The following is an 18,899-nucleotide window of genomic DNA, read 5'->3' on the forward strand; positions in this document are numbered from 1 at the left end:
GCTCCGCCGCGCCGTGCTCCGCGCGCCCATCACAGCGCGCCCTTCGTGCTGGGCACCACGCCCACGTTGCGCGGGTCGATCGCGGTCGCCTCGCGCAGTGCCCGGGAGACCGCCTTGAACTGCGCCTCCACCACGTGGTGGGCGTCCGGGTGGCCGCCGGGACGGGCCGCGCGCAGCACGTCCACGTGCAGGGTGATCCGGGCCGACTGGCCGAAGGACTCCCAGATGTGCCGGGTCATGCTGGTCGGGTAGACCGGGCCGATGTACGGCGCGAGGGCCGGCTCGTCGTGCACCACGTACGGCCGGCCGGAGAGGTCGACCGCGGCCCGGACCAGCACCTCGTCCATCGGCACGGTGGCCGAGCCGTACCGCCGGATGCCGGCCTTGTCCCCCAGCGCCTGGTCGAACGCGGCGCCCAGCGCGAGCGCGGTGTCCTCCATCGTGTGGTGTGCGTCGATCTCCAGGTCGCCGACCGTGCGGACGGTGAGGTCGAAGCCGCCGTGCCGGGCGATCTGGTGCAGCATGTGGTCGTAGAAGCCGACGCCGGTGCTGATCTCGGCCTGGCCGGTGCCGTCGAGGTCGAGCGCGACCAGGACGTTGGTCTCCTTGGTGATCCGCTCGATCCGGGCGGTGCGACTCATGAGAGCTTCTCCATTGCAGCGAGGAACGCGTCGGTCTCGGCGGGGGTGCCGGCGGTGACCCGCAGCCAGCCGGGCAGGCCGACGTCGCGGACCAGGACACCCGCGTCGAGCAGGGTCCGCCAGGCCACCGCCTGGTCGCCGCCGACCTCGAAGAGCACGAAGTTGGCGTCGCTGTCGGCCACCCGGTGGCCCCGGGCACGCAGCTCGGCGACGATCCGGTCCCGCTGCCCCATGATCGCGTCGACGGTGCCGAGCAGGGCGTCACGGTGCGCCAGCGCCGCGCGGGCGGCGGCCTGGGTGAGCGCCGAGAGGTGGTACGGCAGGCGGACCAGCTGCACCGCCGCCACCACCGCCGGGTCGGCGGCGAGGTAGCCGAGCCGGCCACCGGCGAAGCCGAACGCCTTGCTCATCGTCCGGGTCACCACCAGCCGGGGACGGCCGGGCAGCACCGCCAGGGCGCTGACCGTGCCGGGGCGGGCGAACTCGGCGTACGCCTCGTCGACGACCACCATGCCGGGCGCGACGTCGAGCACCGCGGCGACCACCGCCGGGTCCAGCGCGGTGCCGGTCGGGTTGTTCGGCGAGCAGAGGAAGACCACGTCGGGGGCGTGCTCGCGGACCTGGGCCACCGCCTCGTCGACGGTCAGCCCGAAGTCCACCCCACGCACCGCCGGGATCCACCGGGTGCCGGTGCCGAGCGCCAGCAGCGGGTGCATCGAGTACGCCGGGACGAAACCCAGCGCGCTGCGCCCCGGGCCACCGAACGCCTGGAGCAGCTGCTGCTGGATCTCGTTGGAGCCGTTGGCCGCCCACACCTGCGCGACGGTGAGCCCGTGGCCCAGGTACGCCGCCAGGTCGGCGCGCAGCGCCACCGCGTCCCGGTCCGGGTAGCGGTTCAGCTCGCGCAGCTCGGCCGCGAGGGCCTTGCCGATCGCCTCGACCACCGGCTCCGGCACCGGGTAGGAGTTCTCGTTGGTGTTCAGCCGCACCGCGACGTCGAGCTGCGGCGCCCCGTACGGCGTCAGGCCGCGCAGGTCGTCGCGGATCGGCAGGTCGTCCAGGTTCGTCACGGCGTCTCCCCCGCGAACCGGACGCTGACCGCCTGGCCGTGCCCGGGCAGGTCCTCCACCGTCGCCAGGGTGACCACGTGCGGCGCCACCTCGCGCAGCGCCTCCCGGGTGTACTCCACCAGGTGCACGCCGCGCAGGAAGGACTGCACCGACAGCCCGGAGGAGTGCCGGGCGCAGCCGCCGGTGGGCAGCACGTGGTTGGAGCCGGCGCAGTAGTCGCCGAGCGACACCGGCGCCCAGGCGCCCACGAAGATCGCCCCGGCGTTGCGGACCCGCATCGCCCACTCCCGGGCGTTCTCGGTCTGGATCTCCAGGTGTTCGGCCGCGTACGCGTCGACCACCCGCAGCCCGTCGGCCAGGTCGTCCACCAGCACGATGCCGCTCTGCTCGCCGCCCAGGGCGGTGCTCACCCGCTCGACGTGCTTGGTGGCCGGCACCTGCCGGGCCAGCTCCGCGTCGACCGCGTCGGCCAGCGTGAGCGACGGGGTGACCAGGACACTGGCCGCGAGGGGGTCGTGCTCGGCCTGGCTGATCAGGTCGGCGGCGACGTGCGCCGGGTCGGCGGTGTCGTCGGCGAGGATGGCGATCTCGGTCGGGCCCGCCTCGGCGTCGATGCCGACCACGCCGCGCAGCAGCCGCTTGGCGGCGGTGACCCAGATGTTGCCCGGGCCGGTGATCATGTCGACCGGGTCGCAGCGCAGCGCGCCCTCGGGGTCGACCGCCGCGCCGTACGCGAGCATCGCCACCGCCTGGGCGCCGCCGACGGCGTACACCTCGTCGACGCCGAGCAGCGCGCAGGCCGCGAGCACCCGCTGGTCGGGCAGGCCGCCGTTCTCCTTCTGCGGCGGGCTCACCACCACCAGCGAGCGCACCCCGGCGGCCTGGGCCGGGACGACGTTCATCACCACGGTCGACGGGTACATGGCCAGGCCGCCGGGGACGTAGAGGCCGACCCGGTCGACCGGCACCCAACGCTCGGTGACCGTGCCGCCCGGCACGACCTGGGTGGTGTGGTCGGTACGGCGCTGGTCGGCGTGCACCTTCCGGGCCCGGGCGATCGACTCCAGCAGCGCGGCGCGCACCTGCGGGTCCAGCGTCCCCTCGGCCTCGGCGATCACCTCGGCGGGGACCCGCAGCACCTGCGGGCTGACCCCGTCGAACCGTTCGCTGGCCTCCCGGATCGCCGGGTACCCATGGTCCCGGACCGCCTCCACGAGAGGGCGGATCCTCTCGACGGCCACGGAGACGTCGAGCTGGGCACGGGGCAGCAGGCGGCGCGGGTCACGAACCCCGCCGCGCAGGTCGATCCGATTCAACACGCCTGCGAGTCTAGGCGGCGCCCGCGGAGGCGACCCTCGCCGCCCGGACGGCGGGACGGTGAGCCGGGACACGCCGGACGCGACGGATCGGGCTACGCTCGGACGCGTGACCGCACGGCTGCCGGTGTTCCCGCTCGCAACGGTGCTCTTCCCCGGTCTGGTGCTGCCGCTGCACATCTTCGAGGAGCGCTACCGCACCCTGATCCGCGACCTGGTCGGGCGGCCCGCGGGGGCGCCCCGCGAGTTCGGTGTGGTGGCGATCCGCACCGGATGGGAGGTCGCCCCGGCCGCCGGTCGGGCCGTCCCCGGCGGCGGCGAGGTGACCCTGCACGAGGTGGGCTGCACCGCCGAACTGCGCCAGGTCACCGAGCTCGACGACGGCGGCTTCGACATCGTCACCGTGGGCCGGCGGCGGTTCCGCATCGCCGACGTCGACCGGGCCGCCGCGCCGTACCTGACCGCCGAGGTGGAATGGCTGCCCGAGCCGACCGGCGCCGACGAGGTCACCGAACTGCTCGCGGCCCGGGTGATCTCGGTCTTCCGGCAGTACCTGGCCCTGGTGCGCCCCGGCGAGCAGGAGGTCTCCGAGCAGCTCCCGGAGGACCCGACGGTGCTGTCGCACCTGGTGGCGGCGACCGCCGCGCTGACGGTGGCCGACCGGCAGCGGCTGCTCGCCGTCGACGGCACCGCCGCGCGGCTGCGCGCCGAGCTGCGGCTGCTCAACCGCGAGGCGGCTCTGCTGCGCCAGGTCCGGGCGGTTCCGGTGCCGCTGTCGGAGCTGGCGTCGCCCCCGACCCCCAACTGAACCCGTCGGGGCCGGTGTCACCGGAGCCCGACGTCCCCGCGCCGGTGGCGCCTGCGGCCGCACCGGCTGGCGGCGGCCCCGCGCCGACCGGGCCACCGGGGCCGGTACCCGCTACCGGGCCGGCCGGACGCTCGGGCCACCCGGGCCAGTGCGGGCCCGTCGGCACGCCGCCGTGCTCGGGCAGCTCCGGCTCCGGCCGTAGCGACGGCCAGCGCGACCAGCCGGCCAGCAGGGTGTACGTCACGGCGGCGGCGAACGCCGGCAGCAGCACGTCGCCGAAGGGCACCGGCAGCACGCCGAAGACCCACTCGATGCCACCGGCCCGCAGGTCGGCGGGCTTGCCGAAGACGGTGCCCTCCGGGGCGTCGGTCAGCAGCCGCTGATAGCCGCCGAGCCCGACACGGCGCCCCACCTGCCAGGCGACCAGCGCGGCGCCGAGCCCGCCCAGGGCGGTCGCGCCGAGCACGGCGGGCCCCCGGCGGCGACGCAGCACGACCCAGAGCCCGATCGCGGCGAGCACCCCGAACCCGAGGCCGAGCAGGCTGAACCAGCCGTCGGCGGCGATCGGCTGCTCCGGCTGCGGCTGCCCGTAGACGGCGCCGTCGGCGGTCTTCACCACCGGGGTGTCCGGGGCGACGGCGGCCCAGAGCAGGCCGAGCGGCACGCCCAGCGCGGTGAGCCCGAGCACGGTGGCGGCGACCACCGCGACCGTGCGGCGCAGCGGTTCGCGCGGCTGGGGCGGTGCGGCGTACCCCGGGGGCCAGGAGATCCCCGGGGGCGGCCAGGCCCCGGCGGGCGTACCGGAGGCGGGCGGCGCGTCGGGCGGCGCCCAGCCGTCGGGTGTGCCGCGATCGTGCGGGGCGGTCGGAGCCGGTGTCCCGGCGGAGGGCGTCGACGCGGCGGGGACCGGCGGGTGGGCGGCACCGGCGGGGTCGGGTGTCGCGGCGGCGCGGCCCGGCTCGGCGGGACGGTGCGGATCGGGGGTGTCCGGGCTCACCCGACGATCTTCTCAGGCGCGGCGGCGCGGTGGGGCCTCGGTGGCCCGACACCCCCTCAGCGGGCGAACGGCTCCAGCATCACCGCGGCGGCGCGCAGCCACGCCTGCCGGGTCTCCGGCTGGAGCTGGTGGTACTCGATCGAGGAGCCGGTCTCCAACGCCGGGTCGTACGGCACCACGGCGACCGCCCTGGTCCGGGTGGCGAAGTGGCGCTCCAGGTCGTCCTGGAGCGACGAGCGGCCCGGCGTGGGGCAGGAGATCAGCGTCACCGCGTTGTCGGCCAGCTCGCCCATGCCCACCTCGTGCAGCAGGTCGAGCATCCAGTCGGCGCTGAACGCGGCGTCCTCGCGGGGCACGGTGGTCACCACCAGTTGGTCGGCGGCCTGCATCACCGTCCGCCAGTTGGCGCTCTCCACGTTGTTGCCGGTGTCCACGCAGACCACGTCGTGGGTGCGGCGCAGCAGCTCCAGCACCCGCTTGACGGTGAACTGGTCCAGCCGCTGGGCGAAGCGGGGGCTCTCCTCGCCGGCCAGCACGTCGTACGAGCCGTCGGAGGCGTGCCGCAGGTAGTCGTCCAGGGCCTCCAGCAGGTCGGCGCCGTCGCGGATCTCGATGTGCGCCAGGTCGCTGATCAGGTGCCGGATGGTCCGGGCGTGCCGGGCGCTGCCGGCGCGTAGCCCGAGGGTGCCGCGCAGCTCGTTGTCGTCCCAGGCCAGCACGCCCCGCCCCCGGACGCTGCCGACGGTGGCCGCGGCGAGCACGGTGGCGGTGGTCTTGTGCACCCCGCCCTTGGGGTTGGCGAAGGCGAGCACCCGGGGGGTGCCCAGGTCCCGGCGGAGGATGCCGGCGGCCCGCTCCTGCTCGTCCTGCGGGGTCTGCGGGCGCCACTCGATCCGGGCCGGCTCGATCCGCGCCGGGTAGCCCCGGTCGGCCGTCACCGCGGGCGGGTACGCCGGCTCGACCGGATAGGCCGGCTCGACCGGGTAGCTCGGCTCGGCCCGGTAGCCGGGCTGCTGCGGGTAGGCCGGCTCGGTCGGCGCGTACCCGGGGCGGTAGCCCTCGTCGAGCAGCGGCGCGTACCGGGACTCGGCCGGCGGCGGCTCGTGCCGGTAGCCGTTGTCCAGCAGCGCGTACCGGGACTCCGCCACCGGCTCCGGCGGGTGACCCGGGTCGGCGCGGTAGCCGGGGTCGGACGGGTAGCCGGGGTCGGACGGGTAGCCGGGGTCGGACGGGTAGCCGGGCTGGGCCCGGTAGGCGGGATCGACCCGGTAGCTGGCCTCCGCCCGGTAGCCCGGGTCCGCGCCGTACGTCGGCGGGGCGGGCGGCACGGCGGCCGAGGCCCGCCCCGACCACCCGTTGCCCGACCCGCGCCGGGGCAGCGAATCCCGTGCCGGTGGCTCCTCCACCCGGCGGTCGGCCTCCGCCTGCTCGGCGGTGCGACCGCCGAGGCGGGCACGGTCGAGCAACGCGCGCCATCGTGGTGCCGGTTCGGCCGACCGGCCCCAGCCGGTCTCGGTGCCGTCCAAGGCTCGCCCTCCCCGCGCCGTCGATCTCCGCCTGACAGGCTACGAACGAAACCCTATTCGGACCACACCTGTCTGCGCACATCCCCCGTCGGGCATCCTCGCCCACGACCGGCCGGCCACCCCCCGGTGACCACGTCCTACGAGGTCGGAGCGGGTGCGGAGGATCCCACACCGACGGAAGCGGCGGGTGAGGAACTGATCACGCCCGGTGCCGCTTCCGACGAATCGCCCACCGGTGTACCGGTCGGGACCAGCGCGGTGTCCACCGGCGGCCGCACCACGTCCCGCTGTTCGGGCAGCGGCGGGGTGAAGACCGTCCGGTCCAGCCGACGTGCCTCGGGGGCCGGGTCGACCACGCGGACGCCGGGCCGGACGGCCAGCGCGCGCAGCGCCACCGGTTCGGCGCGGACCACCGCAGCGTAGACGCAACCGCACCCACTGCGGTAGGCCCGCGCCTCCTCGGCCGCGACCCGCGCTCCGCTGTCGTACACCCGGCGCAGTTCGGCGTCGGTGGTTCCGGCCGCCCGCGTCCGCTGGTCGGTGGCCTCCCGGTCCTTCCGGTCGGCCAGCGCCGACATGCCGGCGACGACGTCCCGCGGCAGCAGTTGGGCCGGCAGGTGCACCACCTCGGTCTGCCGGTCGGGCAGCGGCACCCGCGCCACCACCTCGACGACCGCCGTGTCCGCCAGCACCGCCGGCAGCCTGTCCGGGGCGAGGTAGCCGTCGAAGGAGACCAGGGCGTACCCGGACGGTCCGTCCGCGGGCAGCGCGGCGAGTTCCGCGCCGGCCGCCCGGACGTACCCCGGGATCGAGTCGCCCTGGCGGACCCCGACCCGGGTGACCTCGCCGACGGTACGGTCGCCGACCGGCTCGTCCCGGCGTCCGACCCAGCCCGCGGTGAGCAGCACCGCCCCGGCGCAGAGGACCGCCGTCGTGCCCAGCCACCCGGGCCGCCCGCGCCGCACCACCGGAGCGGGCGGCGCGGGCGGGTCGGCGGACGGCGGGGCGTCCCCGGGTCGGCTCGGCTCGGGCACGTCAGTCGCGCAGGACCGACAGCGCGTGCGCCAGGTCGTCCGGGTACTCGCTGACGAAGGTCACCTCGGCACCGGTACGCGGGTGCAGGAAGCTCAGCGAGCGGGCGTGCAGCCACTGCCGGCTCAGCCCGAGCCGGGCGGACAGCGTCGGGTCCGCCCCGTAGGTGAGGTCGCCCACGCACGGGTGCCGCAGCGTCGAGAAGTGCACCCGGATCTGGTGCGTCCGCCCGGTCTCCAGCCGCACGTCGAGCAGGCTGGCCGCGGGGAACGCCTCCATCGTGTCGTAGTGGGTGATGCTGGGCTTGCCGCCGGAGACCACCGCCCAGCGGTAGTCGTGGTGCGGGTGCCGGTCGATCGGGGCGTCGACGGTGCCGCGCAGCGGATCCGGGTGGCCCTGCACGACGGCGTGGTAGCGCTTCTCCACCTCGCGGTACTTGAACGCCCGCTTCAACGCCGTGTACGCCTGCTCGCTCTTGGCCACCACCATGACGCCCGTGGTGCCCACGTCGAGCCGGTGCACGACGCCCTGCCGCTCGGCGGCGCCGCTGGTGGAGATCCGGTGCCCGATGCCGGCGAGGCCGCCGATCACGGTGGGCCCGGTCCAGCCGGGGCTCGGGTGGGCGGCCACCCCGACCGGTTTGTCGACCACCACGATGTCGTCGTCGGCGTGGACCACGGTCAGCCCGGGCACCGCCTGCGGCACCACCGTCGGCGGGGCGGCCGGGGCCGGCAGGGTCACCTCCAGCCAGGAGCCCGCCTTGACCTTGTACGAATTGGCCCGTACGACGCCGTCGACCAGCGCGTCCCCGGCGTCGACCAGGGCCGCCGCGGCGGTGCGGGAGAGCCCGAAGAGCCGGGCGACGGCCTGGTCCAGGCGCATGCCGTCGAGTCCGTCCGGGACGGGCAGGGACCGGTGGTCGCCGCCCGTGGCGAAGGCCGAGGTCATGCCCGCTCCCGCTGCTCGGTCCCGGCCGGCGTGGCCGCGGCGTCCTTGCCGTCGTCCTTGCGGATGCGGCTGCCGTCGCGTTGCCGGCCGGTCAGCTCCAGCAGCACGGCCAGCACCACCCCGGAGACCAGGGCGCTGTCGGCCAGGTTGAACACCGGCCAGACCCGGCCGTACGGGTCGAAGAGGCTGACCATGTCCACCACGTGCCCGACGAAGTGCCCCGGCGCACGGAAGATCCGGTCGACGAGGTTGCCCAGCGCCCCGCCCAGCACCAGGCCGAGCGAGACCGCCCACGGCAGCGACCGCAGCCGCAGCGCCATCCAGGCGATCCAGCCCACCACGCCGATGGTGATCAGCGGGAACACCCAGGTGTGATCGGCGCCGATGCTCCAGGCCGCCCCGCTGTTGCGGGTCAGGGTGAGGTAGACCGCGCCGCCGAGCAGCCGCACCGGCGGCCGGTCGTCCAGGCTCTGCAGCGCGAGGTGTTTGGTGAGCAGGTCGGCCAGCAGGGCCACCAGGGCGATGCTGGCCAGGACCACGACCGCACGGCGGCGGGGTGTGCCGCCGCCCGGCTCAGCGGTGCCGGATCCGGCGGTCGGTGCTGTGGTCATCGACTCCCCATCGACTTGTCCGACGGCGACGGATCGCCGTCCTACGCGGTCAGCGGGGAGCGGATCTCAGCGCCGCTCCTCCAGCTGCTTGCAGGTCACGCAGAGGGTCGCCGACGGGAAGGCGGCGAGCCGCTCCACCGGGATCGGGTTCCCGCACCGCTCGCACCACCCGTAGCCACCCTCGTCGAGCCGCTCCAACGCCCGCTCGACCTGCGTGATCCGTTCCCGGATGCTGTTGGCGAGGGAGATCTCCTGCTCGCGTTCGAACGTCTTGGTGCCGGTGTCGGCCTGGTCGTCCCCGGCCGAGTCGGTCAGCCGGTCGCGCTGCAGCTCGGTGATCTCGCTCAGCGTCTGATCGTACTCGGCGCGCAGCTCGTCCCGGCGGGCCGCCAGCGCCGCTCGGATCTTCTCGGTCTCCGCCGCGCTGCGGGTGGCCTTCGGCGCAGGCTTACGACCGGCGGTCCTGGTGTCGGCTGGCTTCGCCATCGTCAGCTCCCTCAGCCGCGTTGCGCGGCGATCGGCGGTGCCCGGACAGGGGCCACCGGCCTGGCGCCCCCACGTAACAAAACGGGCGCGTGGCAACGACGGCCACGCACTCCGGAGGTTGGCAAGAATACGGAACGTACAGGCGTCCGACAACGTGCCGCACCGACGCACCGCTATTCAGCCCCGAGTAAGCCCCAATCGGGGCAAAAGGAACGCTAGCAGATCAGCCGTCACGATCCTCCCCGTACTCGCCAAACCACCTGGCCAGTCGACCGCGCCGGCTGACCGCCCGCAGCCGCCGCTCGGCCTCGTCGCGCACCCCGGCGATGGCCACGATCAGCAAGCTGTCGCCGACCTTCAGCCGGGTGTCCGGGACCGGGACGAAACCGGTCCCGTCGCGCAGCACCAGGGTCACCGAGGCGCCCACCGGCAGCCGCAACTCGTCCACGTGCACACCGGCCAGCCGGGAACCCGCCGGCACCTCCAGCTGGAGCAGGTCCGCCCGCATCCGTTCCAGCGGCGCCGTCTCCACCCGGATCTCCGCCAGTTCGGCCGGCGCGGTCACCCGCAACCGGCGGGCCGCCGGGGCGAGGGTGCCCGCCTGCAACAACGTGAAGATCACCACCAGCACGAAGACCACGTCGAAGAGCCGGTCCGCCCCCGGCACCCGCTCCGACAACGGGATGGTGGCCAGCACGATCGGCACCGCCCCGCGCAACCCCGCCCAGGACAGGAACGCCTGCTCGCGCAGGTTCATCCGGAACGGCAGCGCGGCGACGAGCACCGACAGCGGCCGGGCGAGCAGCAGCAGGGCCAGCCCGACCAGCACGGCCGGCAGCACCGCCCCGGACAGCCGGCTCGGCGTGGCCAGCAGGCCGAGCAGCACGAACAGCCCGATCTGGGCCAGCCAGGCCAACCCGTCGGCGAAGCCGAGAATCGCCTGCCGGTGCGGTAGCCGGGCATTGCCGAGCAGCACGCCGGCCACGTACACGGCGAGGAAGCCGGAGGCGTGCAGCACCGCGCCGGCGGCGTACGCCAGCACGGTGAAGCCGACCACGGCGATCGGGTAGAGCCCGGACGAGGGCAGCGCCGCCCGGCGCAGCGCGTACCGCCCGGCGATCCCGGCGGCCACGCCGACCGCCGCGCCCATCCCCAGCTCGTAGCCGACCAGCAGCACCTCGTACCACCAGGGGTGGCCCTCGGAGGCGCCGGCCGACAGCAGCACCACCAGGATCACCACCGGCGCGTCGTTCATGCCGGACTCGGCCTCCAGGGTGGCCACCAGCCGGGGCGGCAGCCGCAGCCGGCGCAGCGTGGCGAAGACCGCCGCGGCGTCGGTGGAGGAGAGCACCGCGCCGTAGAGCAGGGCCAACCGCCAGTCCAGCCCGAGCAGCAGGTGCACCACCAGGCCGACCACCAGGATGCTGACCAGCACCGCCACCGTGGAGAGCGCCGCCGCCAGCCCGAGCACCGGACGCAGGGTGCTCCACCGGGCGGTGAGCCCGCCCTCCGCGATGATCACGATCAACGCGCAGAAGCCCAGCACCCGGGTCAGCTCGGCGTCGTCGAAGCGGATGCCGAGACCGGACTCCCCGATCGCCACGCCGAGCGCCAGGTAGACCAGGAGACTCGGCACGCCGAGCCGGGTGGAGAAGCGGACCGCGCCGATGGCCACCAGCAGGACGGCCGCGCCGAGCAGCAGCGCGAGCTCGAGCCCGGGCGTCACGGGCGGCCGGCCCTCGGCGCCGTCACGCGTCCGATCCGTCGCGCAGCCGACGGAGCGCGTCGGCCACCTCGCCGGTGGCCCGCTCGACGTGGAAGAGCTTGTCCCGGCTGGCCGCGCCGGCACGCAGCGACACCACCGCCGGCCGTACGCCCAGCGCGGCGGCGAGCGCCCGCCGGGCCGCCTCGGTGGCCCGCCCGTCGACCGCCGGGGCGTTCACCGCGATCACCAGGGCGGGGCCGTGCGGGCCGTCGAACCGGCCGCCGACCCGGGCCCGGGACGCCCCGGGTTTGACCCGTACGGCGACGGTGAGCGTCTCCTCGACCGGCATCCGGCTCAGCTCGGCGGGGCGTCGGCGAGCAGGGCGGTGTCCGGGGCGCACTCCGCGCACGGGGTGAAGCCCAGCGACACCGCCTCGGAGACCGGCAGCGGTTCGTGGTCCCGCGCGAACAGGTGCGGGCAGGAGGAGAGGTGGTAGCGGGGGCGGCCGTCGACCACCCGTACCTCGGTGTCGAGCCGGGCGACCCGGACGGCGTCGGCGGTCGACACGTGCTGGGCCTCCGGTTCGTCGCCGGGAGCCGCGTCGACGGCCCGATCGGCCCGCCACGACGCGGTGTCCTGCCCGGCGCGCCAGGACGGCCCCGGCGCGGGGCTGACCGACTCCCAGGGCCCGGCGGGGTCGCCGTCGGCGGAGCGCGCCGACGCCACGTCGGGCTCCCCCGGCCCGGCGGCGGCGTCGGCCGGGCCTGGGCGGGTGGCCACGGTCTCCGGCTCCCACGGCGACTCGGCGTACGGCTCCCAGGGGCCGTCGGCGCCGGCCGCGGTCACCGGCGGCTCGGGCGGTTGCCGCCACCCGTCGCCACCGGCGCCGAACGTCGTGGGTACGTGCTGGACGGGGATCTCCGGCTCCGGTGCGGCCCGGTCGGCCGGAGCCGAGGTCCGGGACGTGCCCGGGAATCCCCGGCCGGCGCGCGGTCGGGCCCGTTCCCCCGTCGCCCGGGCGGCGGCCACCTGGCGGGCGCCGGCCACCAACGCGACGGCGGCCAACAGGCTGGCCGCGATGGAACTGATCAGCAGGGTGCTGGAGCCGTCGGCGAGGCCGAACACCAGCAGCACCACGGCGACGAGGATGAGCACCAGGCTTGCGACTATCACGGGCTCACCCCCGCCGCGTCGGGTCAGTTGTGGCGCGGTCGGCGGTCGTCGGGTGACGGCCGCCGACCGTCAATCAGCGACCGGACTCGAGAGCGCCGGAGCGACCGCCGCCGTACGAGCCGGCGAGGCCCGCGGCGGCCAGCCCGTTGCCGCCGACGGAACGACCGCCCTCGGCACGGGTCATCTCGGCCTCCAGCCCCTGGCCACGACCGTCGAGGTCGCGCAGCTGGCTCTCCAGGTACGCCTTGAGGCGGGTGCGGTACTCCCGCTCGAACTGCTTGAGCTCCTCGATGTGCTTCTGCAGCGCGGTGCGCTTGGCGTCCAGGCCGCCCATGGCCTCCTGGTGCCGCTGGCGGGCGTCGCGCTCCAGGGCGTCGGCCTTGGCGCGGGCCTCACGGGTGACCTCCTCGGCCTTCGACCGGGCCTCGGAGAGGAGCTGGTCGGCCTCGCGACGGGCGTCGGAGACGTGGTCGTCGGCGGTCCGCTGGGCCATCATCAGCACCCGCAGCGCCTGCTGCTCACCGTCGCCGGCGTTGGCCGGGCCACCGCTGGCGCGGACCTGCTCGAGCTCGGCCTGCATCGCCCGCGCGGCCTGCTCGGCCGCGGCCTTGTCGCGCTGCACCCGGTCGAGCTGGGCCTTGACGTCGTTGAGCTCGGCCGCGAGACGGGCGTCGCCGCCGGGGCCGGCCGGAGCGCCGCCACGACCGCCGCGCTCCACCTGGGCGCGCAGCTCGTTGTTCTCCTCGATCAGACGGGCGAGCTCACGCTCGACCTCGTCCAGGAAGGCGTCGACCTCCTCCTCGTCGTACCCCCGCTTGCCGATCGGCGGCTTTTTGAAGGCGACGTTGTGGACGTCGGCCGGGGTCAGCGGCATCGAAACTCCTCGGGTCAGTTGCGGCCGCGTAGCGGCAGGTCATCGGCGCCTCAGCCGATGATCAACCGCTTCAACACGAACTCCATCAGCACGAACAGGATAACCAGGAGCACAAGGGAGGCCAGGTCGATGCTCACGGTACCAATTCGCAGTGGAGGGATCACACGCCTCAACGCCTTGAGAGGCGGATCAGTGACGCTCCACACGGATTCCAGTCCCGCCGACGCTCCGCGCCCCGGTTGCCACCGGCGACCGTACTGCAGGACGGCGCTGAGGACGAATCGGGCCAACAGCACGATAAGGAAGATGTACAGGATCAAGTACAACACTTGCAGCACGATCGACAACACGGCAGGCGACGTCCCTAGGTCGGGCGGACTAGCTCAGGCTGAAAAAGCCGCCCTCAGCGATCTTGGCCTTGTCCTCCGCGGTGACCTGGACGTTGGCCGGTGAGAGCAGGAACACCCGGTTGGTCACGCGCTCGATCGTACCGCGCAGCCCGAAGGCGAGCCCGGCGGCGAAGTCCACCAGGCGGCGGGCGTCGGCCTCGTCCATCTCGGTGAGGTTGATGATGACCGGCACGCCGTCGCGGAAGTGCTCGCCGATGGTGCGCGCCTCCCGGTACGTGGTCGGGTGCAGCGTGGTGATCTGGTACCGCTGCTCCTCCTCGGCCGCCACCGCGCGCTCGCGCGGCTGGACCTGCGGGGCCAGGGCGAGGTTGTCCCGGGTGTGGTATGTCAGCGCGCCCGAGGTCTCCCCCGGGCCGGAGCGGGTGATCGAGCGGACGCTGGACCGCTCGGCGCGCTCCGCACGCTCGTCGTCGGCCCGCTCGGCCTCCGCCGCCCGGCTCGCCGAGCGCTCGGTCAGCCGGCCCCGGTCGCCCAGCCGGGGCCGCGGCGCCGGCGGCTCCTCCGCCTCGTCGTCATCGTCGTCGGCGAACTCCTCGGAGTACCGGCTCGACCGGTACCGCGACTCGCGGTAGCCCGGCTTGTCGTAGCCACCGTCGTCGTAGACCCGCTCGTCGTCCTCCTCGACGAGACCGAGCCAGACCCCCGCCTTGCGCAGTGCACCCATCCCGCGCCCTTCCGTCCGCCGTGCGGCACGCACCCCCGTGCCGTGTCGCCTTGATCGCGAGTGGACATCCCATGCCCACCGGATCGGTCCGGCAATCCCCCGACGGACGGTTCGCGGCCGCCCGCCGTGGCCCCCCGAGCACAGGGACGCCGTTCCTGAACAACACTGATGTAATTTGCTTCTATCGCGGTCAGGCTACCGCAGCGTAGGACGCATTCCGAGCAACGCGCTGCCGACGCGGACGTGTGTCGCGCCGTACGCGATCGCCTGTTCCAGGTCACCGCTCATCCCCGCCGAGAGCACCGCCGCCTCCGGATGACGCGCCCGGAAGCCCTGCGCCACCTCGGCGAGGCGGGCGAACGCCCGCTCCGGCTCCCAGCCCAGCGGGGCGACCGCCATCAGCCCGGACAGCCGCATCCCCGCCGCCCCGGCGATCGCCTCGGCCACCTGCTCCAGGCCCCGGTCGGGGTCGGCGGAGTCGGGCAGCGCGCCACCGCGCGCCGGGTCGCCGTCGATGCTCACCTGCACCAGGGCCTCCAGCGCCCGGTCCCGGCCGGTGGTCGCGGCGGCGTCCAGCGCCCGGGCCAGCCGGACGCTGTCCACCGAGTGCACGACGTCGGCGTAGCGGACCACCGAGCGGGCCTTGTTGCGTTGCAGCTGGCCGATGAAGTGCCAACGGGCGGTCACCCCGGCCGCCGCCACCTCGGCCGCCTTCGGCGCGGCCTCCTGGTCACGGTTCTCCCCCACGTCGGTCACCCCGAGCCCGGCCAGCGCGACCACGTCGCCGGCCGGGTACGTCTTGGTGACCGCGATCATGGTGACCTCGGCACGGTCCCGGCCGGCGGCGGCACAGGCGTCGGCGATCCGGGTACGCACCCGGGTCAGCCCGTCGGCGAGCTCGGCACGCCGGTCGGGCCGTACCGTGGCGGGTTGTTCGGTCATCGGCGGCGCTCAGGAACCGTTCTTGAGGAAGTCGGGCACGTCCACGTCGTCGAAGAGCACCCGGCGCGGCGACTGCTGCGGGGCCGGGTGGGTCGCCGGCGGCGTCACCGGCGGGCTCTGCGGCGCCGGCTGGTTCTGATTGGTCTTGCGCGGCGCCTCGGCCGCCTTGTACGCCGGCGTGCCGCCGTCGAACCCGGCCGCGATGACGGTGACCCGCACCTCGTCGCCGAGCGCGTCGTCGATCACCGCGCCGAAGATGATGTTCGCGTCCGGGTGCGCCGCGTCGGTGACCAGCTGCGCCGCGTCGTTGATCTCGAACAGGCCGAGGTCGGAGCCGCCGGCGATGGAGAGCAGCACGCCCCGCGCGCCGTCCATGCTCTGCTCCAGCAGCGGGCTGGAGATGGCCGCCTCGGCCGCCTCCACCGCGCGGTTCTCGCCCCGCGCGCTGCCGATGCCCATCAGCGCGCTGCCGGCCCCGCTCATCACGCTCTTGACGTCGGCGAAGTCCAGGTTGATCAGACCCGGCGTGGTGATCAGGTCGGTGATGCCCTGGACACCGGAGAGCAGCACCTGGTCGGCGGTGCGGAAGGCGTCCATCATGCTGATGTTGCGGTCGCCGAGCGCCAGCAGCCGGTCGTTCGGGATGACGATCAGCGTGTCGCACTGGTTGCGCAGCTCGTCTATGCCGGACTCGGCCTGCACCTGGCGGCGCTTGCCCTCGAAGGAGAACGGCCGGGTCACCACGCCGATGGTGAGCGCGCCGAGCTTGCGGGCGATGTTGGCCACGACCGGCGCGCCGCCGGTGCCGGTGCCGCCGCCCTCGCCACAGGTCACGAAGACCATGTCGGCTCCCTTGAGGACCTCCTCGATCTCGTCGCGGTGGTCCTCGGCGGCGTTCTTGCCGACGTCCGGGTTGGCGCCCGCGCCGAGGCCCCGGGTCAGCTCCCGGCCGACGTCGAGCTTGACGTCGGCGTCGCTCATCAGCAGCGCCTGCGCATCCGTGTTGATCGCGATGAACTCGACGCCCTTGAGCCCAACCTCGATCATCCGGTTGACGGCGTTGACGCCGCCGCCGCCGATGCCGACGACCTTGATGACCGCCAGGTAGTTGTGCGGAGGTGTCATCTCCGGTCCTTTCCCTTCGAGATTGGCTCGGCCGACCGGGTACGGCGAGGCCAGACCAGCGGTCGACGACTGCCGTCACCAGTGGAGTGCAGGGGTAAACCCTCACCCTCTACTAGAGGCTTACAGTTATGTCAACCACTGATCCTCTTCGGGGCAACGTAAGCGCCTCCACGCCGAGAGCCAAGGACCTCTCCGGCGTGTCGCCGCCCGGAGCGTGCCGGCTCACGTTCCCCGCGCACCTCACTTGAAGGTCACCACGTCCGGCGCGCTGACGTCGATCGTGTCGGCCTTGCGACCGAGCAGCGCGGTGGCGACCCGCGCCTTGTCCACGCCCCGGGTGGCGTCACCCCAGACCACCGTACGGTCGCCGCGCAGGGTCAGGCTGATCCGGGCCAGGCCCTCCACGGTCAACTCGGTGAGCTGGGCGCGTAGCTGCGGGGTCAGCACGTCCAGCACGTCCAGCGCGGCCCGGGTGCCCGGGTCGTCCGGCCCCGGCGTGGCGAGCCGGACCACCGGCAGCCCGGCCGGCGCGCGGGGCTCCGTGCGGAACACCACCCCGCTCGCGTCGACGACGACGAACCGGTCGCCCTGCGGCACCGCCGCCACCCCGGTGCGCTCCACCACGGTCACCACCAGCGTCCCCGGCCAGTCCCGGGTCACCGTGGCCCGCTCCACCGGAGCCAGCGCGCCGATGCGGCGGGCGGTCGCGGCCAGGTCCACCCGGGCCAGCGGGACGCCGTCCGGCACCGCCGCCGCGTCGCGCACCTGCACCGGGGTGACCAGGTCCGCCCCGACCACCCGCACCTCGCGCACCCCGAACAGGCCGGTGCCGAGCAGCGTCCAGGCGACCAGGCCGACCAGGGCGGCCAGCCCGCCGGCCACCGCCCACGGCAGGGCGGCCCGCATCCGGCGCTGCCGGGCCCGGGCCATGAACCGTCGGGTCGACGGCGGGACCGCGTCGCTGCCGGCACGGACGAGCTGCCAGCGGCGCACCGGCCCGCGCCGGGGGCCACCACCGTCCGCGCCGGCGGTACGGCCCCGCGCCGGGCCCGGGCTCATCCGGCGGCGGAGGCCGCGCCGTCCGGGCCGACGGCCGTGCCGAGGGCCGTCGTGCCGGCGGCGGCGCCCCCGGTCCGGGCCAGCAGGGCGTCGAGGAGCTGATCGCCCATCAGCGAGATCGGCGGCGCGCCCATGGTCACCACCACGTCGCCGGAGCGGGCCCGCTTCGCCACCTCGACCGGGGCGTCGTCCCAGGAGTCGACGAAGACCTTGTGCGCGGCGTCCAGCGGCACCGCCTCGATCAGCGCGGCCGAGCCCTCGCCCGGCTGGCGCAGCTCGCCCGGGCCGAAGACCTCCAGCAGCACCAGTTCGTCGGCGATGCCCAGCGCCGCGGCGATCTCGGCCTGCAGGTCACGGGTGCGGTAGAGCCGGTACGGCTGGAAGACGACGATCAGCCGGCCGTCGCCGGCCACCTCGCGCAGCGTCTGCAACGCCAGCGTCATCGAGGTCGGGTGGTACGCGTACTCGTCGTAGACCAGCACCCCGTCGGCGATGCCCTTGCGCTCGAAGCGCCGCCGCACCCCCGGGAACGCGCCCAGCGCCACCTCGGCCGCCTCGACCGGCAGTCCGAGCAGGTACGCGGCGAGCACCGCGGAGGCGCTGTTGAGTCCCATGTGCCGGCCGGGGATCGGCAGCCGGATCTCGCCCAACGAACGGCCATCGATCTCGGCGAGGTACCGCACGCCCCGGGCGGAGGAGGTCATCCCGCTCAGCCGCAGGTCGGCGTCGGCCGCCTCGCCGTACGTCCACACCCGGCGGCCCTCCGCGCGCAGCGTCTCGGCCAGCCGCCGCCCGCCCGCGTCGTCGGCGCAGGTGACGATGAACCCCTCCGGGTCGGTGAGCCGGGCGAACTCGGCGAAGGCCGCCTCCAGGTTCGCCAGGTCGCCGTAGGTGTTGAGGTGGTCCGCCTCGATGTTGGTGATGATCGACACGTACGGGCGGTAGATCAGGAACGAGCGGTCGCTCTCGTCGGCCTCGACCACGAAGTGCTCGCCGGTGCCGTGGTGCGCGCCGGAGCCGACCTCGGAGATCTCCCCGCCGATGACGAAGGAGGGGTCGGTGCCGGCCTGCTGGAGCACCATGGTGACCATCGAGGTGGTGGTGGTCTTGCCGTGGGTGCCGGCGACCGCCACCGTGCGGCGGCCGGTCATCGCCGCGGCGAGCGCCTCGGAGCGGTGCAGCACCCGCAGGCCGCGCCGACGGGCCTCGACCATCTCCAGGTGGTCCTGCGGGATGGCCGAGGAGTAGACCACGGTGTCCACGCCGTCGAGGTTCGAGGTCTCGTGGCTCATGTGGATCGTCCCGCCGAGCGCGCGCAGTCCGGCCAGCGAGGGCCACTCGCGCAGCTCGCTGCCGGAGACCGGCAGGCCACGGGTGAGGAAGAGCCGGGCCAGGCCGCTCATGCCGACCCCACCCACCCCGATCAGGTGGATCCGGCCCAGGTCCTCGGCGGTGAGCGTGCCGGCCGGGGTGAACTGCGCGGTGTTCATGAGGTGTACCTTCCGGTCGCGG

19 protein-coding genes and 1 pseudogene are annotated in these 18,899 nt (G+C 74.7%); 1 reads left to right on the plus strand and 19 read right to left on the minus strand.

The features are described from left to right. Positions 1-29: 29 nt before the first annotated feature. From hisB to hisD, 3 genes are read right to left on the minus strand one after another with little or no spacing between them, the layout of a single operon-like run. Complete coding sequence (gene hisB, locus ACPFP2_RS14250; RefSeq protein ID WP_424089637.1) at positions 30-641, minus strand: imidazoleglycerol-phosphate dehydratase HisB; 612 nt, start codon at positions 639-641, stop codon at positions 30-32. After that, positions 638-1,711: a histidinol-phosphate transaminase gene (locus ACPFP2_RS14255; RefSeq protein WP_424089638.1), complete on the minus strand. Its 1,074-nt coding sequence runs from the start codon at positions 1,709-1,711 to the stop codon at positions 638-640. Before ACPFP2_RS14255 ends, hisB begins: the two co-directional genes overlap by 4 nt. Continuing rightward, entirely contained in the window at positions 1,708-3,030 is a 1,323-nt protein-coding gene (gene hisD, locus ACPFP2_RS14260) for a histidinol dehydrogenase (protein ID WP_424089639.1), read from the minus strand. Before hisD ends, ACPFP2_RS14255 begins: the two co-directional genes overlap by 4 nt. A gap of 106 nt (positions 3,031-3,136) precedes the next feature. Here hisD and ACPFP2_RS14265 point away from each other — a divergent pair, with 106 nt between their 5' ends. Continuing rightward, on the plus strand, positions 3,137-3,835 hold the full coding sequence (locus ACPFP2_RS14265) for an LON peptidase substrate-binding domain-containing protein (protein ID WP_424089640.1): 699 nt from the start codon (positions 3,137-3,139) through the stop codon (positions 3,833-3,835). 136 nt (positions 3,836-3,971) lie between these two features. Here ACPFP2_RS14265 and ACPFP2_RS14270 read toward each other — a convergent pair. The 16 genes and pseudogenes from ACPFP2_RS14270 to murC form a co-directional block, all read right to left on the minus strand. Further along, positions 3,972-4,832: pseudogene (locus tag ACPFP2_RS14270) on the minus strand (hypothetical protein); the annotation flags it as partial. 56 nt (positions 4,833-4,888) lie between these two features. Next, complete coding sequence (locus ACPFP2_RS14275) at positions 4,889-6,358, minus strand: AAA family ATPase (RefSeq protein ID WP_424089641.1); 1,470 nt, start codon at positions 6,356-6,358, stop codon at positions 4,889-4,891. A gap of 137 nt (positions 6,359-6,495) precedes the next feature. Further along, a complete protein-coding gene (locus tag ACPFP2_RS14280) occupies positions 6,496-7,392 on the minus strand; it encodes a hypothetical protein (protein WP_424089642.1) in 897 nt (298 codons plus the stop codon). 1 nt (position 7,393) lies between these two features. After that, a complete protein-coding gene (locus ACPFP2_RS14285; protein WP_424089643.1) occupies positions 7,394-8,338 on the minus strand; it encodes an RluA family pseudouridine synthase in 945 nt (314 codons plus the stop codon). Next, the gene (gene lspA / locus ACPFP2_RS14290; RefSeq protein ID WP_424089644.1) at positions 8,335-8,949 is read right to left on the minus strand and encodes a signal peptidase II; all 615 of its coding nucleotides are present in this window, start codon (positions 8,947-8,949) and stop codon (positions 8,335-8,337) included. Before lspA ends, ACPFP2_RS14285 begins: the two co-directional genes overlap by 4 nt. 66 nt (positions 8,950-9,015) lie before the next feature. Then, the gene (locus tag ACPFP2_RS14295; protein ID WP_088975233.1) at positions 9,016-9,435 is read right to left on the minus strand and encodes a TraR/DksA family transcriptional regulator; all 420 of its coding nucleotides are present in this window, start codon (positions 9,433-9,435) and stop codon (positions 9,016-9,018) included. Positions 9,436-9,658: 223 nt separating this feature from the next. Further along, on the minus strand, positions 9,659-11,161 hold the full coding sequence (locus ACPFP2_RS14300; protein ID WP_424089645.1) for a potassium/proton antiporter: 1,503 nt from the start codon (positions 11,159-11,161) through the stop codon (positions 9,659-9,661). A gap of 22 nt (positions 11,162-11,183) precedes the next feature. Then, a complete protein-coding gene (locus ACPFP2_RS14305; protein ID WP_424089646.1) occupies positions 11,184-11,489 on the minus strand; it encodes a DUF167 domain-containing protein in 306 nt (101 codons plus the stop codon). 5 nt (positions 11,490-11,494) lie between these two features. Then, positions 11,495-12,313, minus strand: a complete 819-nt coding sequence (locus ACPFP2_RS14310; RefSeq protein WP_424089647.1) for a hypothetical protein — start codon at positions 12,311-12,313, stop codon at positions 11,495-11,497. A 73-nt stretch (positions 12,314-12,386) separates the two neighbouring features. Beyond that, positions 12,387-13,187, minus strand: coding sequence for a DivIVA domain-containing protein (locus tag ACPFP2_RS14315; protein ID WP_088975237.1), 801 nt, complete (start codon positions 13,185-13,187; stop codon positions 12,387-12,389). 50 nt (positions 13,188-13,237) lie between these two features. Beyond that, positions 13,238-13,537 carry a YggT family protein gene (locus ACPFP2_RS14320; RefSeq protein ID WP_088975238.1) on the minus strand — a complete coding sequence of 100 codons (300 nt, stop codon included), beginning with the start codon at positions 13,535-13,537 and terminating at the stop codon, positions 13,238-13,240. 28 nt (positions 13,538-13,565) lie between these two features. Next, a complete protein-coding gene (locus tag ACPFP2_RS14325) occupies positions 13,566-14,261 on the minus strand; it encodes a cell division protein SepF (protein WP_424089648.1) in 696 nt (231 codons plus the stop codon). A gap of 195 nt (positions 14,262-14,456) precedes the next feature. Next, positions 14,457-15,203, minus strand: coding sequence for a YggS family pyridoxal phosphate-dependent enzyme (locus tag ACPFP2_RS14330; RefSeq protein WP_424089649.1), 747 nt, complete (start codon positions 15,201-15,203; stop codon positions 14,457-14,459). Positions 15,204-15,212: 9 nt separating this feature from the next. Beyond that, positions 15,213-16,328 carry a cell division protein FtsZ gene (ftsZ, locus tag ACPFP2_RS14335; protein ID WP_424089650.1) on the minus strand — a complete coding sequence of 372 codons (1,116 nt, stop codon included), beginning with the start codon at positions 16,326-16,328 and terminating at the stop codon, positions 15,213-15,215. 240 nt (positions 16,329-16,568) lie between these two features. After that, complete coding sequence (locus ACPFP2_RS14340) at positions 16,569-17,387, minus strand: cell division protein FtsQ/DivIB (protein WP_424089651.1); 819 nt, start codon at positions 17,385-17,387, stop codon at positions 16,569-16,571. Further along, a complete protein-coding gene (gene murC / locus ACPFP2_RS14345; RefSeq protein ID WP_424089652.1) occupies positions 17,384-18,877 on the minus strand; it encodes a UDP-N-acetylmuramate--L-alanine ligase in 1,494 nt (497 codons plus the stop codon). The genes ACPFP2_RS14340 and murC overlap by 4 nt, the downstream gene beginning before the upstream one ends. Positions 18,878-18,899 lie beyond the last annotated feature (22 nt).

This window comes from Micromonospora citrea (genome assembly GCF_049629545.1).
Lineage (GTDB): Bacteria > Actinomycetota > Actinomycetes > Mycobacteriales > Micromonosporaceae > Micromonospora > Micromonospora citrea_A.

Bases quoted from the DNA above. Each gene is read 5' to 3' on its own strand.
- lspA (WP_424089644.1), bottom strand. From the start codon at position 8,949: ATGACCACAGCACCGACCGCCGGATCCGGCACCGCTGAGCCGGGCGGC.
- hisB (WP_424089637.1), bottom strand. From the start codon at position 641: ATGAGTCGCACCGCCCGGATCGAGCGGATCACCAAGGAGACCAACGTC.
- ACPFP2_RS14305 (WP_424089646.1), bottom strand. From the start codon at position 11,489: ATGCCGGTCGAGGAGACGCTCACCGTCGCCGTACGGGTCAAACCCGGG.
- ACPFP2_RS14340 (WP_424089651.1), bottom strand. From the start codon at position 17,387: ATGAGCCCGGGCCCGGCGCGGGGCCGTACCGCCGGCGCGGACGGTGGT.
- ACPFP2_RS14295 (WP_088975233.1), bottom strand. From the start codon at position 9,435: ATGGCGAAGCCAGCCGACACCAGGACCGCCGGTCGTAAGCCTGCGCCG.
- murC (WP_424089652.1), bottom strand. From the start codon at position 18,877: ATGAACACCGCGCAGTTCACCCCGGCCGGCACGCTCACCGCCGAGGAC.
- ACPFP2_RS14315 (WP_088975237.1), bottom strand. From the start codon at position 13,187: ATGCCGCTGACCCCGGCCGACGTCCACAACGTCGCCTTCAAAAAGCCG.
- ftsZ (WP_424089650.1), bottom strand. From the start codon at position 16,328: ATGACACCTCCGCACAACTACCTGGCGGTCATCAAGGTCGTCGGCATC.
- ACPFP2_RS14325 (WP_424089648.1), bottom strand. From the start codon at position 14,261: ATGGGTGCACTGCGCAAGGCGGGGGTCTGGCTCGGTCTCGTCGAGGAG.
- ACPFP2_RS14285 (WP_424089643.1), bottom strand. From the start codon at position 8,338: ATGACCTCGGCCTTCGCCACGGGCGGCGACCACCGGTCCCTGCCCGTC.
- ACPFP2_RS14330 (WP_424089649.1), bottom strand. From the start codon at position 15,203: ATGACCGAACAACCCGCCACGGTACGGCCCGACCGGCGTGCCGAGCTC.